The following is a 14,903-nucleotide window of genomic DNA, read 5'->3' as shown; positions in this document are numbered from 1 at the left end:
ACCGAACAATGACAGAGCGGACGACACGAGGGAGGCGACAATGGCGATCGTACGAGCAGCCATCACGCAGACGACATGGACCGGCGACAAGGCATCCATGCTCGACAAGCACGAGGAGTTCGCCCGCGAGGCGAAGCGACAGGGAGCACAGGTCATCTGCTTCCAGGAGCTCTTCTACGGGCCGTACTTCGGCATCACCGAGGACAAGAAGTACTACCGGTACGCGGAACAGGCCGACGGCCCCATCGTGCAGCGCTTCGCGGCGCTCGCCAAGGAGCTGGAGATGGTGATGATCCTCCCGATCTACGAGGAGGACATCACCGGCGTCTACTACAACACGTCCGTGATCGTCGAGGCCGACGGCACCATCCTCGGCAAGTACCGCAAGCACCACCTGCCGCACCTCGACCGCTTCTGGGAGAAGTTCTACTTCCGCCCCGGCAACCTCGGCTACCCCGTCTTCGACACGTCCGTCGGCAAGATCGGCATGTACATCTGCTACGACCGTCACTTCCCCGAAGGATGGCGCGAGCTCGGCTTGAACGGCGCGCACATCGTCTTCAACCCCAACGCGACCAAGCCCGGCCTCTCGAATCGCCTCTGGGAGGTCGAGGGGCCGTGCGCCGCCGTCGCGAACGGCTACTTCGTGCTCCAGCCCAACCGCGTCGGGCGCGAGGACAACGAATACGGCGATCTCGCCGTCGACTTCTACGGCACCAGCCAGGTGATCGATCCCCGCGGCAACTTCGTGGGCGAGCGCGGATCGGGCACAGAGGAGGAGATCCTCATCCGCGATCTCGACATGGACATGGTGCAGCAGATGCGCGACGACTGGCAGTTCTATCGCGACCGTCGGCCGGATTCCTACACGTCGATTCCGAAGCCGTAGGTCGAAAGGAGCATCCGATGGCAACCACACTCATCACAGGCGGCACGGTCGTCAGCGCGACCGGCCGCGGCGCGGCCGATGTCCTCATCGACGGCGAGCGCATCGTGGCGGTACTCGAGCCCGGCTCGCAATTGCTCGGCACCGACCTGGCCGCATCCGTCGACACCGTCATCAACGCGAGCGGCAAATACGTCATCCCGGGCGGCATCGACGCGCACACCCACATGGAGCTGCCCTTCGGGGGCACCGCCGCGTCGGACACGTTCGAGACCGGCACCCGAGCGGCGGCATGGGGCGGAACGACGACGATCATCGACTTCGCCGTCCAGAAGTACGGCGAGCGCATCCAGGACGGGCTCGCGGCGTGGCATGCGAAAGCGGCGGGCAACTGCGCCATCGACTATGGCTTCCACCAGATCATCGGGGGAGTGGATGCCGATGCTCTGGCCGCGATGCCGGGGCTGATCGACGAGGGCATCACGAGCTTCAAGCTGTTCATGGCGTATCCGGGGGTGTTCTACTCCGATGATGCGCAGGTGCTGAAGGCGATGCAGGTCTCCCGCGCCACGGGCATGCTGACGATGATGCACGCCGAGAACGGCCCGGTCATCGACGTGCTCGCCGAGCAGCTGTATGCCGAGGGCAAGAGCGATCCGTACTTCCACGGCATCGCCAGGGCCTGGCAGATGGAGGAGGAGGCGACCCACCGCGCCATCATGCTGGCCAACCTCACCGGTGCACCGCTCTACGTGGTGCACGTGAGCGCGAAGCAGGCCGTCGAGCAGCTGGCGGCGGCGCGCGACAAGGGCCAGAACGCGTTCGGCGAGACCTGCCCGCAGTACCTGTACCTGTCGCTGGAGGAGCAGCTCGGCGCGAGCAGCCCCGAATGGGGACGCTTCGAAGGGGCGAAGTGGGTCTGCTCGACACCGCTGCGCTCCCACGAGGAGGGTCACCAGAAGTCGATGTGGCAGGCGCTGCGGACCAACGACCTGCAGATGGTCTCCACCGACCACTGCCCCTTCTGCATGAAGGACCAGAAGGAGCTCGGTCTCGGCGACTTCCGCAAGATCCCGAACGGCATCGGGTCGGTCGAGCACCGGATGGACCTCATGTACCAGGGCGTGGTCACCGGAGAGATCACCCTGGAGCGCTGGGTCGAGCTGACCAGCACCACCCCGGCCCGCATGTTCGGCCTGTACGGCACGAAGGGGGTCATCGCGCCCGGCGCAGACGCCGACATCGTGATCTACGACCCGAACGGACACACCTCGATCGGGTACGGCAAGACGCACCACATGAACATGGACCACTCGGCCTGGGAGGGCTTCGAGATCGACGGTCACGTGGACACCGTCGTCTCGCGCGGGCGGGTCATCGTCGACGACAACCAGTACCTGGGGGCCGCCGGCCACGGGAAGTACCTTCGCCGCGGTCTGAGCCAGTACCTGATCTAGGAGGACCACCATGGACTTCGGAGCCGTCCTTCAGACCAATCCACCGGCCTCGCGTACGATCGCGCTGGCCAAGCTCGCCGAACAGCACGGGTTCTCCCACGTGTGGACGTTCGACTCGCACCTGCTCTGGCAGGAGCCGTACGTCATCTACAGCCAGATCCTCGCCGAGACCCGCAAAGTGACGGTGGGTCCGTTCGTGACCAACCCCGCCACCCGGGACTGGACGGTCACAGCCTCGGTGTTCGCGACACTCAACGAGATGTACGGCAATCGCACGGTCGTCGGGATCGGACGGGGCGACTCGGCCGTGCGGGTCACGAACGGCAAGCCGACGACGCTGAAGGAACTGCGCGAGTCGATCCACGTGATCCGGGAGCTCGGCAACTCGCGGGAGGTGGAGTACAACGGCGCCACCCTGCGCTTCCCCTGGTCCGTCGGCAGCAGCCTCGAGGTGTGGGTCGCGGCCTACGGTCCCCTCGCGCTGAAGCTGGCGGGGGAGGTGGGCGACGGATTCATCCTCCAGCTCGCCGACATCGACATCGCGCGCTGGATGATCACGACGGTGCGGGATGCCGCGGAGAAGGCCGGCCGCGACCCCGCGAGCGTGAAGATCTGCGTGGCCGCGCCGTTCTACATCGGCGAGGATCGTGCGCACATGCGCGATCAATGCCGCTGGTTCGGCGGCATGGTGGGCAACCACGTCGCCGACATCGTTGCGAAGTACGGCGAGCACGGCGCCGTGCCGGACGCCCTCACCGACTACATCAAGGGCCGGCAGGACTACGACTACAACGAGCACGGGCGCTCCGGCAACACGCACACCCAGTTCGTGCCGGACGAGATCATCGACAGGTTCTGCCTGCTCGGCACGGCGGAGGAGCACATCGCCAAGCTGCAGCAGTTGAAGGAGCTCGGCGTCGACCAATTCGCCGGCTACCTCCAGCACGACAACAAGGAGGAGACCCTCCGCGTCTACGGGGAGACGGTGATCCCGGCGCTCGCCGAGCATCTGACGGCGAAGTCGTGACGTCATCCTTCGACACCGCGACGATCGCGGCACCGCCCGGGGCGCCGCGCAGGACGGCGCGTTCCGGCCGCGGCGGACTGAAGTGGCTGTGGGGCGCGGTCGGGCTGCTCGTCGTCGTCGTGGTCTGGGAGCTGTACAAGCTGCTCGCGCCCGCCGACGGCGTGCTGATCGGCGGACTTCGAGTGCTTCCCCGGACGACCGATCTCGCGATGCCGCATGTGTGGGACATGGCGGCACGATTCCTCGCGCCGGTGACCAGCGCCCCGGGTGCTCGGCCGCTCTGGCAGGAGGTCGCGCTGTCCGCGCTGCTCACCCTCGGGATCGCCGCTGTCGGCTGGCTCGTCGGGGTCGTGGTCGGGATCGGCCTGGCGATCGTGATGCAGCGGTGGCGCCTCGCGGAGTGGGGGCTGCTGCCGTGGATCGTGCTCAGCCAGACGGTGCCGCTCATCGCCTTCGCGCCCATCGTGAAGAGCTGGGGCTCCCGCGTGCAGATCGGTGCGTTCGAGTGGCAGGACTGGATGAGCGTGGCGTTGATCGCCAGCTATCTCGCGTTCTTCCCGATCGCGGTCGGCGCGCTGAAGGGGCTGCAGTCGCCCGATCGGATCCACACCGAGCTGATGCACACCTACGCGGCCGGCTATTGGTCCACACTGACACGGCTGAGGTTCCCCGCGGCCGTGCCCTACCTGATCCCGGCCCTGCGGCTCGGTGCCGCCAATGCCGTGGTCGGCGCGGTTGTGGCCGAGGTCTCGACCGGCCTGCAGGGCGGAATCGGCCGCATCCTGATCCAATACGCCGGCCAGGCGTCCGGTGATCCGGCCAAGGCGTGGGGCCCCATCTTCGGGGCGATCGTGCTGGGCCTGGTCGCCGCAGGGTCGGTGGCGCTGCTCGGCGTCATCCTCAAGAACTACCGACGTGTGGAGGTCAGCGCGTGAGCGCGAGTGAGGCAACGCCCGGAACTGCCGCGGTCGAAGTAGTGGGGGTCGACAAGACGTTCGAGACCCGGAGCGGCCAGGTGCACGCCCTGCAGGGGATCGACCTGACCGTCGCGGCCGGCGAGTTCGTCTCGTTGATCGGGCCGTCCGGCTGCGGCAAGTCGACTCTCATGCGGCTGATCGCCGACCTCGATCAGCCCACTGAGGGCGACATCCGGGTGTTCGGCAAGACGGCCGATCGCGCACGTCGTGACCAGGACTACGGCATCGCGTTCCAGCAAGCGGGTCTGCTCCCGTGGCGCACCGTGTCGGGCAACGTCTCGCTCCCCCTGGAAGTGCACCGGACGGATGCCGGGTCCCGCCGCGCGCGCGTGGCCCAATTGCTCGAGATGGTCGGGCTGTCCGACTTCGCCGACCGCTACCCCGACCAGCTGTCGGGCGGGATGCAGCAGCGGGTCGCGATCGCCCGTGCGCTCGCCGAGAGCCCGAGCCTGCTGCTGATGGACGAGCCGTTCGGCGCGCTCGATGAGATGACCCGCGAGCGGATGCAGACGGAGCTCGTGCGGATCTGTGCGGAGACGGGGGCAGCCGTGGTCTTCGTCACGCACTCGATCCCGGAGGCGGTGTTCCTCTCCGATCGCGTCGTCGTGATGTCGCCGCGTCCGGGGAGGATCCAGCAGATCCTGCCGATGGCGCTGCAGGCCACCGAGGCTCGCACGGAGGACCTGCGCGAGGACACGTCCTTCTTCGAGATGGTCACCGCGGTCCGTGAGGCCCTCCACCAGGGGACCCCGACCGCCAAGGGGGTGGAGACCCGCTGATGGCCACGGCATCCGTCTCCACCCGCGCACCGGCGTCGGCCCGCAGCGATACGTGGCTGCGCATCCTCGCACCGGTCGTGGTGGGAATCCTCGTGCTGGGCGCGTGGCAGTTCCTGGTGAGCGTCGTCGGGGTCAGCGACTACCTCCTGCCGAGCCCCGCCGCGATCGCGGAGCAGTTCGTGCAGTTCTGGCCGGCGATCCTCTCGGCGACCCTCATCACGGGAACGAATGCCCTCATCGGCCTCGTCGTGGGGTCGATCCTCGGCATCCTCCTCGCGGCCCTCGCCTCACGCTGGAGCGTGCTCGACCTGATGAGCGCTCCCGTCGTGGCGAGCCTGGCCGTGATCCCGATCGTCGCACTGGCACCCGTGTTGAACTCGATGTTCGGCGCCGACAGTCAGTTCGGTCGGCAGGCGATCGCCGCGCTCGCGTCGTTCGTGCCCGTGTTCCTCAATACCCTGCGCGGCTTCCGGCAGGTGATCCCCGTGCACCGCGATCTGATGCGGGCCTACGCGGCCGACGGCGGTCAGATCCTCCGGACCGTCACACTGCCGACCGCGGTGCCGTTCGTCTTCACTGGGATCCGTATCGCGTCGTCGCTCGCCGTCATCTCAGCCCTCGTGGCGGAGTACTTCGGCGGGCCGCGCGGCGGACTGGGCGGCATGATCTCCACCTCGGCGGCCACCAGTGCCTACGCCCGCGCCTGGGCGTACGTCTTCGCCGCCATCCTGCTCGGCCTGCTCTTCTACGTCGTCACCCTGCTGCTCGAGCGGCTCGCCACGAGGCGCCGCGGCACCTGAAGCCCTTCGCGTCCTCGCGCTCACCAGAGGCCGAGGTCACCTGCACCACCAGATGAAAGGAATTGACATGAGACACAGCACACGTCGCCTCCTGGCGGCCGGAGCGCTCACCCTCGTGGGCGCACTCGTCATGACCGCCTGTTCGGGTGGATCCAGCGGAGGCGCATCGGACAGCGCCGCGCCCGAGGGCGAGCTCACATCGGTGAAGCTGCAGCTGCAGTGGTTGCCGCAGGGCCAGTTCGCCGGCTACTTCGCCGCCGTGGATCAGGGCTTCTTCGAGGAGGAGGGACTGGACGTCGAGATCATCCCGTCCGGCGGCGACATCGTGCCGCAGGACGCGTTGGCCAACGGCGACGTCGACTATGCGATCGCGTGGGTGCCGAAGGTGCTCGGCTCGATCGAGGCGGGAGCGAACCTCACCGACATCGCGCAGATCTTCCAGCGCTCCGGCACTCTCCAGGTGTCCTGGGCCGATTCGGGGATCACCTCGGTGGCCGACTTCGAGGGGAAGAAGATCGGATCGTGGGGCTTCGGCAACGAGTGGGAGATCTTCGCGGCGATGGCCGCGGAAGGACTCGACGCCAGCACGGTGCAGATCATCACGCAGGACTTCAACATGAACGCCTTCCTGCAGGGCGACATCGACGCGGCACAGGCGATGACCTACAACGAGTACGCGCAGCTGCTGGAGACGACGAACCCGGACACGGGTGAGCTGTACCAGCCGGAGGACTTCAACGTCATCAGCTACGAGGACACCGAGGGCGCCATGCTGCAGGACGCCATCTGGGCCGACACGGCTCGCCTCGCCGACGACCAGGACTACCAGGACACCACTGTCAAGTTCCTCAAGGCCGTCATCAAGGGCTGGGTCTACGCGGCGGAGAACCCGCAGGAGGCGTCGGACATCACCATCGCGGCCGGCTCCGGCTGGGGCCCCAGCCACGAGCTGTGGATGGTGAACGAGACGAACAAGCTGATCTGGCCGTCGCCCGACGGCATCGGCATCATCGATGAAGCAGCCTGGACCAAGACGGTCGAAGGGGCTCTCGCTGCGGTCAACGAGACCGGGGCTCACCTCATCACCGAGGAGCCGCCCGCGACGGCGTTCTCCAACGAATGGATCCAGAAGGCGCTCGACGAACTCGCCGACTCCGGGCTCGACCTGACGGGGGAGAGCTTCACACCGATCGAGGTCACCCTCACCGAGGGCGGCCAGTAGCGGATGCATCGCGGGTGGTCGTCGCAGGACGCCCGCCCGCGATCTCGCTGATAATTCTCGCCACCGAGACGAGGTCGGGCGTATCCTGGCGCCGTTGGCCGAGGCCCGCGGCACAGACCGGCTCGGCCGCAGTTTTCGCCGAGGGACGATCGGAGGCGCCGACGCCCCGGAAGGAGTCATCATGACCGACACCACGACCACCCGACCCGGCAGCGAAGGCGCGCCCGTACCGGTCCCGACGATCGAGCACTGGGTCGGGGGCACGACCTGGGCGGGGGAGTCCGCACGGACCGCGCCCGTGTACGACCCCGCGCGCGGCATCGTGCAGAAGAACGTCCGCCTGGCGTCGCGCGCTGACGTGGATGTCGCGGTCGCGAACGCCCACGCTGCGGCGGTCGGATGGCGGGACGCCTCGATCGCCAAGCGGCAGACCGTGATGTTCGCGTTCCGCGAGCTGGTCAACGCGCGCAAGGACGAACTGGCCGCGATCCTCACATCCGAGCACGGCAAGGTGACGGCGGATGCCCTTGGAGAGATCGCGCGCGGCATCGAGGTCGTCGAGCTCGCCTGCGGCATGGCGACGATCACGAAGGGCGCGTACTCGGAGAACGTGTCGACCGGCGTCGACGTGTATTCGCTGCGGCAGCCCCTCGGCGTGGTCGGGATCATCAGCCCGTTCAACTTCCCGGCCATGGTGCCGCTGTGGTTCTTCCCCGTCGCGATCGCCGCGGGCAATGCCGTGGTGCTCAAGCCGAGCGAGAAGGATCCGTCGGCGTCGAACTGGCTCGCTGCCCGGATGCAGGAGGCCGGCCTTCCGGACGGCGTGCTGAACGTCGTCCACGGCGACAAGGAGGCCGTCGATGCGTTGCTCGTGCACCCCGACGTGCGGGCGATCTCCTTCGTCGGCTCGACCCCGATCGCGAAGTACATCTTCGAGACGGCGAGCGCCCACGGCAAGCGCGTCCAGGCGCTCGGCGGGGCGAAGAACCACATGCTGGTGCTCCCGGATGCCGATCTCGAACTCGCGGCGGATGCTGCCGTGAACGCGGGGTTCGGCTCCGCCGGCGAGCGCTGCATGGCGATCTCGGTCGTCCTCGCGGTCGATTCGGTCGCCGACCAGCTCATCGAGAAGGTGAAGCAGCGGATGTCGACCCTGCGCACCGGAGACGGTACGCGCGGGTCCGACATGGGTCCGCTCATCACCGGCGTGCACCGCGACAAGGTGGCCGGCTACATCGACCGGGCCACGGAGGACGGCGCGACGGTCGTGGTCGACGGCCGCGACGACGAGTTCGACGGTGACCCGGCCGGGTTCTGGCTCGGCCCCACGTTGATCGACGCCGTGCCGACCTCGTCCGCCGTCTACCGCGACGAGATATTCGGCCCCGTGCTGTCGATCGTGCGCGTGGAGGGCTACGAAGACGGCCTGGGCATCATCAACGCCAGCCCGTACGGCAACGGCACCGCGATCTTCACGAACGACGGGGGCGCCGCACGACGGTTCCAACGCGAGGTGCAGGTCGGCATGGTCGGCATCAATGTGCCGATCCCGGTGCCCGTGGCGTATCACTCGTTCGGCGGGTGGAAGGATTCGCTGTTCGGCGTCTCGAAGGCATACGGCGCGCACGGATTCGAGTTCTTCACCCAGGAGAAGGCCGTGACCTCCCGCTGGCTCGATCCGTCGCACGGCGGATTGAATCTGGGCTTCCCGCAGCACGAGTAGGACGGGGAAACGATCCCACGAACGAGCACGCATCTGCCACGATGAGCGGATGGATGCACTGGCCGGATGGACGCACGAAGAGTTCACCGCGGATGGGCGGACGCGCGACGTCTGGCGCCTGGGTACCGGACCCGGCGTCATCGTCATCCACGAGATCCCCGGCATCGAGCCCACGCTGGTCGCGTTCGCAGAGGAGATCGTCGCGCGCGGTCACACCGTGCTTTTGCCCCGGCTGTTCGGTCGTCCGGGCGCGGGATTCTCCGTCGGCAATGTCGTGGGCGATCTGTGGCAGTTCTGCGTGCGGCGGGAGTTCTCCGTGTTCGCCCGTGGCAAGACCAGCCCGATCGCGGGCTGGTTGCGCGCGCTCGCCCGCGATCTGCATGGCGAGGTCGGTGGGCCGGGCATCGGCGTGGTCGGTATGTGCTTCACCGGCGGATTCGCGTTGGCGATGATGGCCGACGCCCCGGTCATCGCCCCGGTGCTCGCCGAGCCGTCGCTCCCGGCGGCGGTGGGGTTCCGTCGTGGACGCACCGCGCGAGGTGCCGACCTGGGACTGAGCCCCACCGACCTGCAGGTCGTGCGCGGGTCACCGTGCGAGGTGCTGGGGCTGCGCTACCGCGACGATCCTGCCACGGGTACGCGCTTCGACACGCTGGCTCGCGAACTCGGCGACCGCTTCCTCGCGGTGGAGTTCGACGGTCCCGGTCATTCCGTGCTGACCATCGATCGGCAGCAGGAGGGCGTGGAGCGAGTGCTCGACTTCCTCGACGAGAAGCTAGCCGGCTGACTCCGGGCCGTCGTCACCGTCCGCCGGGATGCTTGCGGCCTCGACGATCTCGATCTGCGGCGCCACCGGGATGACGATCGACTCGACCGCGGTCGCCGCGAACAGGTCCAGCGACGGCATGCCGTCGGAGAGCGCCTCCGCGGCCGATCGCGGCGGCAGCGGTTCGGACGGCAGCCCTGCCCACTCGGTCGGCTCTTCGGGGCGTGATTGGAACAATCCCATGTCCCTATTGTGCGCCCGTGCCGTCACTTCGGCGCAGAACCCGCCGGATCAGCCGCCCGCGACGACGGCGGACAGGACGGCGTAGCCCACCTGTCGGCCCGCGATGTCGGAATGGCCGGTGATGAAGGCATCCGCATTGAGGTTGGAGACGCGCCCGCGCTGGAACGCGTACTTTCCGCCGACCTCCAGGAGCTTCGCCGCAGGGAGGGATGCGGGTGTCTTCAATGCGCCGTTGCGTCCGATCCCGCCATACGGATCCTTCTCGTCGCCGAGGCCGACACCGATCTGGTGGGCGAGGCGCGAGGCGATCGGATACGCGACGCCCACCGCCCTGTCGTTCTGCGTGAACGTGACCAGGATCGGGCCGTTCATCTTCGCGGGAACCTTGACGAAGATGCCGTCCTTGGCGCCGTCCCAGTCCTGCGACATTCCGAAGTGGCTGTACGCCGCCTGCAGCAGCGACATCGATGACACGGGCGCCGCTGTGGCCAGGGCCGCGGCCGTGACCGCGCGGCCGCCGAAGGAGTGCCCGACCAGATGCAGCCGGGCGGTGGGCGCTGCGGTGTGCAGCCGATCGAGCAGGGCGGCGATGCCCTTCTCGCCGACTACTCCCGCGCGCTCCTTCATCGTGTAGTAGGTCGTGATGTTCAGTAGATTGCGCGCCGCGCCGATGATCCCGTCGAGGAATCCGGCGGCTCCGCCGTCTTCGAGCGGCGGGAGACCGGCGGGGTCGATCGAGGCGGCACCGCCCTGGACGGCCGCTGCCGGGTCGTCCGCATCGCTGCCCTTCGCCGCACTCAGCACGTCATCGACGCTGCCCTCCTTGAGAACGTCGAAGGCCGCCTTGTCCTCGCCCTTCGTCGTGCGGGGGAGCGTCTGGCGCAGCAGCGCCAGGAACTCGCGCTGAGCATCGGCGGAACCGTCGAGCTTCGGCACCAGGGCGATGAGCTTGTTCGCGATCGTCGGATCCAGCACCCGTTCCCGGATCTGCGCCTGCAGAGCGGCGACGTCGTCCTCCACGCCTGCGCCGGCCCCCGACTCCGCGTCGTCCGCCCACTGGATCGACGGCCACAGCACGCCGATCACGACCACGCGCCGGGCACCGGCCCCGGCGACCTTGCCGCGCACGGCCGCGACCGAGTCGATCAGCCGCTCGTAGAGATCGCGCGCCTGGCCGAACGTGTTGTTCCAGCCATGGGTCAGCACGATCACGTCGGTGGCATCTTCGGAGCGGATGAGGGATGCCGCATCCGCGACCTGTTCGGGATGAACGAGGACGCCCTTCTTGTCGAACTCGACCTCGGCGTACGGCAGCTTCATGGCTCCACCCTCTCGACGGTTACACGCTCTGGATCGCCCGCATCGCGTCGATCAGACCCCGGCCCTGGAAGCTGCGCTCTCGTCCGAGATCGCTGGCCGTGTCCATCAGGATGCGCTTGAGGTCGTCGGGCTTACCGACGAACTCCCTGTGTACGGAGAGGAAGGCGGCGGCCACTCCTGATACATGCGGTGCCGACATCGAGGTGCCGGAGTCCTCGACGTACGTGATGTCGGTCGCCTTCTGCCCGCGCTTCACCGGAACTCCGGCGCGCGCCTTCTCCAACAGTTCGCCCGCACCGGCGCTCACCACACGTTCACCCGGCGCGACCAGATCGGGCTTGAGGCGGCCATCGCCGGTCGGCCCCTTGGAGGAGAAGTACGAAATGCCGGTGGAGTACGGCTTGATCGAGGTCGAGCCCACCGTGATCGCCCGGGCCGCGTTGCCCGGGTCATTGATGGTCATGCCGAAGCCCAGCCGCATCTCGCGTCCGGCCGAGTCTCGCGCTGCGCCGTACCCGGTGTTGCCCGCCGACACGACGACGCACACGCCGTCGGCGACGAGCCGGTCCACCTCGCGGCACACGGGCGACAAGCCCGTCGCGAACCAGGACGGGTCGAACGGGTAGCCCAACGAGAGATTCACCCCGTGCACGGCGAGGTCCCGGCCCCCGCGGTTGAGTTCCTGGATGTACTCCAGCGCCGCCAGCAGGGAGGCGAGGTCACCGGTGCGGTCATCGCGCAGCACTTTGAGCGAGAGGATCTTCGCGCGCGGCGCCATGCCGCTGATGCGCTCCAGCTCCACGCGCTGCACACCGGTGTCGCCCTCGGCCGTGCGGTACCAGGTGGCCGCGCAGATGGGCTTCGCCTTCGACGGAGCCACCTGGCCGCCCGCGATGATCCCGGCCACGTGCGTGCCGTGGCCGTTCGGATCACGAAGCGCTTCGGCGTCAGAGGCGCCCGCGACGAAACTGCGGGGGACGAGCGCGCCGGGCAGGTCGAGCGTGGCGTACGTCGCGAAGTGCGCGTGCTCGGCATGCAGCCCGGTGTCCAGTACGGCCCACACGATGCCGTCTCCGGTCGCATCGAACGAGCGCACGGCGGCGTCCGCCTTCACGGTGATGACCGACCGATGGATGGTGGCGCGCACCTCGAAGTTCGGCCAGATCCGGTTGATCAGGCTGCGCGGGGCGGTCTTGGACTCCTGCCGCCCGCCTCGGACGCGGCCGCCCTTGTCCGCGTCCACGCGGACGAGGGCGAGGATCTCGCTGCGGCTCATCGCCGCCATCACGTAGCTGCCGACACGCCATGCATCGCCCGGGGTTCCGCGTCCGCGCGTGGCGACGTGCACGAGGGCTTGCAGTTCGGCGACGACGGCATCCAGCGGCAGCCCGCTGTCGGTCCGCAGCTCGATCACGACCCCGATCAGCTCGCCGTCCTCGGCGGAGGACATGCGCTCGGCCAGCGGACGCGTGATGACGGAGTCGGTGACCAACGACACCGTGGTCGGCATATCGGGGAGGGTGAATGCGGGCTGGGTGCGGGCTGCGGCATCCGGAGTCGTACTCGGGGTCGGTGTCTCCGGAGACGACGCCTCCGCGTCGGCGGGTGGCGCTCCGCCCGCAGGAGAGCGCTTCGCCGGCTTCTCGCCCTGCGGCGCGGGCTTGGCCGGGTCCGGTGCGAGTTCCGGCTCCGATTCGATCGCGCGAAACTCGCGCGGCAGTTCGCGGTCGTTCTCCGTCGGCGACACGTCCCCTCGGTTTCTCTCCCCGCGGTGAGAGTACCGCCGCAGCTGCGTCTATGTCACCAACGGTGTCATGGCGTCCGCAAGCGCGCGGTCAGTGTGCGGCGGGGTCCTCGACGGCGGGCGCCGCATCCTGACCCTCGACGGCGGGCGCCGCATCCTGACCCTCGACGGCAGGCCCGGCCGCACGGGACGACCCGCGTCGTGAGGTCAGTGCGCCGCCGACGCGGCGACCGGCGTGCCCGACGGAGGCGACGCCCTTCGTGATACCGCCGACGACCGCGCTGCCGGCACGGACGATGCCGGTGCCGGCCGCGCGCTCCAGCGTCGAGGCGCCGGGCCGCGGTTCGAGTTCGGCGGGCAGCTGCACGGGCGGCATTCCGAACGCCCGCCGCGAGCCGACGAGGACGCGGCGTCCCAGGATGTTGTTGCCGGCACCGCCGACGACTGCGCCGATGCCGAACGGGAGCGCCTTGCCGATGAAGGAGGCGCTGCCCTTGGCGGCGAACTGGTGGATGAACGCGGTCTTGAGGCGGTCGACCAGCGGGCCGACGGCGGCGCGGGGGAGCGTCTTTGTGATCAGCTCGCCCCAGTAGCGGTCGCGGGTCGGCGCCTTGCCGGTGGCCTGCCCGGCGAGCTGGGCCACGAGGTCGGTGCCCTCCTTGCCGAGCATCATGGTCAGCACGAGCGCCCGCGCGCGGTCGGGGTTCTCGACCGGGATGCCGTGGACCTCGGCGACGGACTGCGCGAACAGCGTGGTGGCCTCCAGGAAGCCGACTGTCTCCACGCCGCTCAGCGCCAGCGTGACGCCGGTGCCGATGCCCGGGACGACGGCGGTGGCGCCGACCGCAGCGCCGCCGGTCGTGACGGCGGCGAGGTAGCGACGCTCCAGCATGCGCACGATGTCTGTCGTGGTGGCGTTCGGATGACGCAGGCGGATGCTGCGCAGATGCGCGACGACGACGGGCCGCTGGATTGCGAGCACCTTGTCGAGGGCGCGGATGACGCGGGGGTGCTCGTCGGAGCCCGTGGGCGGCATCCCACCCGTCCACGGCGAATCGCCGGGGAGCGAGTGGATGCGGTGAACCTTCTCGGCCATCACGCCGATCCTAAGCGCGGCTCGCTGAACGACGCCTGGGGGTCAGGCGTGTCAGACGAACTGGTTGGCCCGCTCGAGGTCTTCGGCGAAGTCCACCTCGACGGCGTACAGGTCGGAGATGTCCATCGGCTCCACGAGCAGGCCGTCCTCGGCGATCGCGAGCTCGAGGCCTCGCTCGAAGTAATCCTGGTCATCGACGCGCGTGAGCTGACGCACGAAGGCCCGCTTGTCTGCGCTGGAGATGTAGTTGATGCCGACAGCTTCGCCGATGCCGCCCTTGACGGTCTTGGACAGCTCCTTGATGAAGCCTTCGGGCGTGACGGTGTACTTGACCTCTTCGTCGCTGACCTTGGAGGTGTTGACGGAGACGAAGGACTGGTCGCGCTGGATCAGCTCGATCGCGCGGCCGAGAACGCGGGGGTCGAAGACGACGTCGCCGTTCATCCACAGCACGCCGCCCTTGCCGGAACGGCCGAGGGCGCGCAGCAGGCTCTTGGACGTGTTGGTCTGGTCGTACCGCTCGTTGTAGACGTAGTCGACCTCGGGGAAGGCCTCGACGATGGTCTCGGCGCGGTAGCCGACGACCGTCGTGATGCGGGCGGCGTCACCGAACGCGGCACGGATGTTGTCGTGCTGCTGCTGCATGATGCTGCGGCCGTCACTGAGCTCGGTCAGCGGCTTGGGCAGGCTGCGGCCTAGCCGCGAGCCCATGCCGGCTGCGAGGATTACGGTCTGAAGGGTCAAGATCTGCTCCTGGAGTACGAATTGTCACGGTCGGTTCACCGACATGACACTTCCTCGTGCCTGTTCCATGGTAACTATTCCCCCTGAGAAGGCGCAGAATGACGGGTCTCCGTTGTCGT

At 68.4% G+C, this 14,903-nt stretch carries 14 protein-coding genes; 9 read left to right on the top strand and 5 right to left on the bottom strand.

The window, feature by feature from the left end; translation table 11 throughout:
* The first annotated feature begins 40 nt into the window (after window positions 1-40).
* From ASD65_RS04375 to ASD65_RS04335, 9 genes are all read left to right on the top strand, one after another.
* Window positions 41-889 carry a nitrilase-related carbon-nitrogen hydrolase gene (locus ASD65_RS04375; RefSeq protein ID WP_056219023.1) on the top strand — a complete coding sequence of 283 codons (849 nt, stop codon included), beginning with the start codon at window positions 41-43 and terminating at the stop codon, window positions 887-889.
* 17 nt (window positions 890-906) lie between these two features.
* Window positions 907-2,343: a dihydropyrimidinase gene (hydA, locus tag ASD65_RS04370; RefSeq protein WP_056219020.1), complete on the top strand. Its 1,437-nt coding sequence runs from the start codon at window positions 907-909 to the stop codon at window positions 2,341-2,343.
* 10 nt (window positions 2,344-2,353) lie between these two features.
* Window positions 2,354-3,370: a TIGR03842 family LLM class F420-dependent oxidoreductase gene (locus tag ASD65_RS04365; protein WP_056219017.1), complete on the top strand. Its 1,017-nt coding sequence runs from the start codon at window positions 2,354-2,356 to the stop codon at window positions 3,368-3,370.
* Window positions 3,367-4,305 (top strand): ABC transporter permease, encoded by a 939-nt coding sequence (locus ASD65_RS04360; RefSeq protein WP_442922433.1) that lies wholly within the window; start codon window positions 3,367-3,369, stop codon window positions 4,303-4,305. Before ASD65_RS04365 ends, ASD65_RS04360 begins: the two co-directional genes overlap by 4 nt.
* On the top strand, window positions 4,302-5,126 hold the full coding sequence (locus tag ASD65_RS04355; RefSeq protein ID WP_056219014.1) for an ABC transporter ATP-binding protein: 825 nt from the start codon (window positions 4,302-4,304) through the stop codon (window positions 5,124-5,126). Before ASD65_RS04360 ends, ASD65_RS04355 begins: the two co-directional genes overlap by 4 nt.
* The gene (locus tag ASD65_RS04350) at window positions 5,126-5,926 is read left to right on the top strand and encodes an ABC transporter permease (RefSeq protein ID WP_056219012.1); all 801 of its coding nucleotides are present in this window, start codon (window positions 5,126-5,128) and stop codon (window positions 5,924-5,926) included. Before ASD65_RS04355 ends, ASD65_RS04350 begins: the two co-directional genes overlap by 1 nt.
* A 67-nt stretch (window positions 5,927-5,993) precedes the next feature.
* Window positions 5,994-7,148 carry an ABC transporter substrate-binding protein gene (locus tag ASD65_RS04345; RefSeq protein WP_056219009.1) on the top strand — a complete coding sequence of 385 codons (1,155 nt, stop codon included), beginning with the start codon at window positions 5,994-5,996 and terminating at the stop codon, window positions 7,146-7,148.
* A 181-nt stretch (window positions 7,149-7,329) separates the two neighbouring features.
* Window positions 7,330-8,871 carry a CoA-acylating methylmalonate-semialdehyde dehydrogenase gene (locus ASD65_RS04340; RefSeq protein ID WP_056219006.1) on the top strand — a complete coding sequence of 514 codons (1,542 nt, stop codon included), beginning with the start codon at window positions 7,330-7,332 and terminating at the stop codon, window positions 8,869-8,871.
* Between the two features lie 49 nt (window positions 8,872-8,920).
* Window positions 8,921-9,658 carry a dienelactone hydrolase family protein gene (locus tag ASD65_RS04335; RefSeq protein WP_056219003.1) on the top strand — a complete coding sequence of 246 codons (738 nt, stop codon included), beginning with the start codon at window positions 8,921-8,923 and terminating at the stop codon, window positions 9,656-9,658.
* Here ASD65_RS04335 and ASD65_RS04330 read toward each other — a convergent pair.
* The 5 genes from ASD65_RS04330 to ASD65_RS04310 all read right to left on the bottom strand — a co-directional run bounded on the left by ASD65_RS04330 (window position 9,647) and on the right by ASD65_RS04310 (window position 14,784).
* On the bottom strand, window positions 9,647-9,880 hold the full coding sequence (locus tag ASD65_RS04330) for a hypothetical protein (protein ID WP_056219000.1): 234 nt from the start codon (window positions 9,878-9,880) through the stop codon (window positions 9,647-9,649). The genes ASD65_RS04335 and ASD65_RS04330 overlap by 12 nt on opposite strands.
* 48 nt (window positions 9,881-9,928) lie before the next feature.
* Window positions 9,929-11,200, bottom strand: coding sequence for a hypothetical protein (locus ASD65_RS04325; RefSeq protein ID WP_056218997.1), 1,272 nt, complete (start codon window positions 11,198-11,200; stop codon window positions 9,929-9,931).
* Window positions 11,201-11,219: 19 nt separating this feature from the next.
* Window positions 11,220-12,947: a S8 family peptidase gene (locus ASD65_RS04320; protein ID WP_056218994.1), complete on the bottom strand. Its 1,728-nt coding sequence runs from the start codon at window positions 12,945-12,947 to the stop codon at window positions 11,220-11,222.
* A gap of 88 nt (window positions 12,948-13,035) precedes the next feature.
* Complete coding sequence (locus ASD65_RS04315; RefSeq protein WP_056218993.1) at window positions 13,036-14,040, bottom strand: hypothetical protein; 1,005 nt, start codon at window positions 14,038-14,040, stop codon at window positions 13,036-13,038.
* Window positions 14,041-14,091: 51 nt separating this feature from the next.
* Entirely contained in the window at window positions 14,092-14,784 is a 693-nt protein-coding gene (locus ASD65_RS04310) for a phosphocholine cytidylyltransferase family protein (RefSeq protein WP_056218990.1), read from the bottom strand.
* Between the last annotated feature and the right edge of the window lie 119 nt (window positions 14,785-14,903).

It is taken from the genome of Microbacterium sp. Root61, from assembly GCF_001427525.1.
Lineage (GTDB): Bacteria > Actinomycetota > Actinomycetes > Actinomycetales > Microbacteriaceae > Microbacterium.
This window is presented reverse-complemented; position numbering and strand designations above follow the sequence as displayed.

What these genes read in the sequence shown, in the direction of transcription:
- ASD65_RS04375 (WP_056219023.1), top strand. Translation starts at nt 41, where the DNA reads ATGGCGATCGTACGAGCAGCCATCACGCAGACGACATGGACCGGCGAC.
- hydA (WP_056219020.1), top strand. Translation starts at nt 907, where the DNA reads ATGGCAACCACACTCATCACAGGCGGCACGGTCGTCAGCGCGACCGGC.
- ASD65_RS04365 (WP_056219017.1), top strand. Translation starts at nt 2,354, where the DNA reads ATGGACTTCGGAGCCGTCCTTCAGACCAATCCACCGGCCTCGCGTACG.
- ASD65_RS04350 (WP_056219012.1), top strand. Translation starts at nt 5,126, where the DNA reads ATGGCCACGGCATCCGTCTCCACCCGCGCACCGGCGTCGGCCCGCAGC.
- ASD65_RS04345 (WP_056219009.1), top strand. Translation starts at nt 5,994, where the DNA reads ATGAGACACAGCACACGTCGCCTCCTGGCGGCCGGAGCGCTCACCCTC.
- ASD65_RS04340 (WP_056219006.1), top strand. Translation starts at nt 7,330, where the DNA reads ATGACCGACACCACGACCACCCGACCCGGCAGCGAAGGCGCGCCCGTA.
- ASD65_RS04335 (WP_056219003.1), top strand. Translation starts at nt 8,921, where the DNA reads ATGGATGCACTGGCCGGATGGACGCACGAAGAGTTCACCGCGGATGGG.
- ASD65_RS04330 (WP_056219000.1), bottom strand. Translation starts at nt 9,880, where the DNA reads ATGGGATTGTTCCAATCACGCCCCGAAGAGCCGACCGAGTGGGCAGGG.
- ASD65_RS04325 (WP_056218997.1), bottom strand. Translation starts at nt 11,200, where the DNA reads ATGAAGCTGCCGTACGCCGAGGTCGAGTTCGACAAGAAGGGCGTCCTC.
- ASD65_RS04315 (WP_056218993.1), bottom strand. Translation starts at nt 14,040, where the DNA reads ATGGCCGAGAAGGTTCACCGCATCCACTCGCTCCCCGGCGATTCGCCG.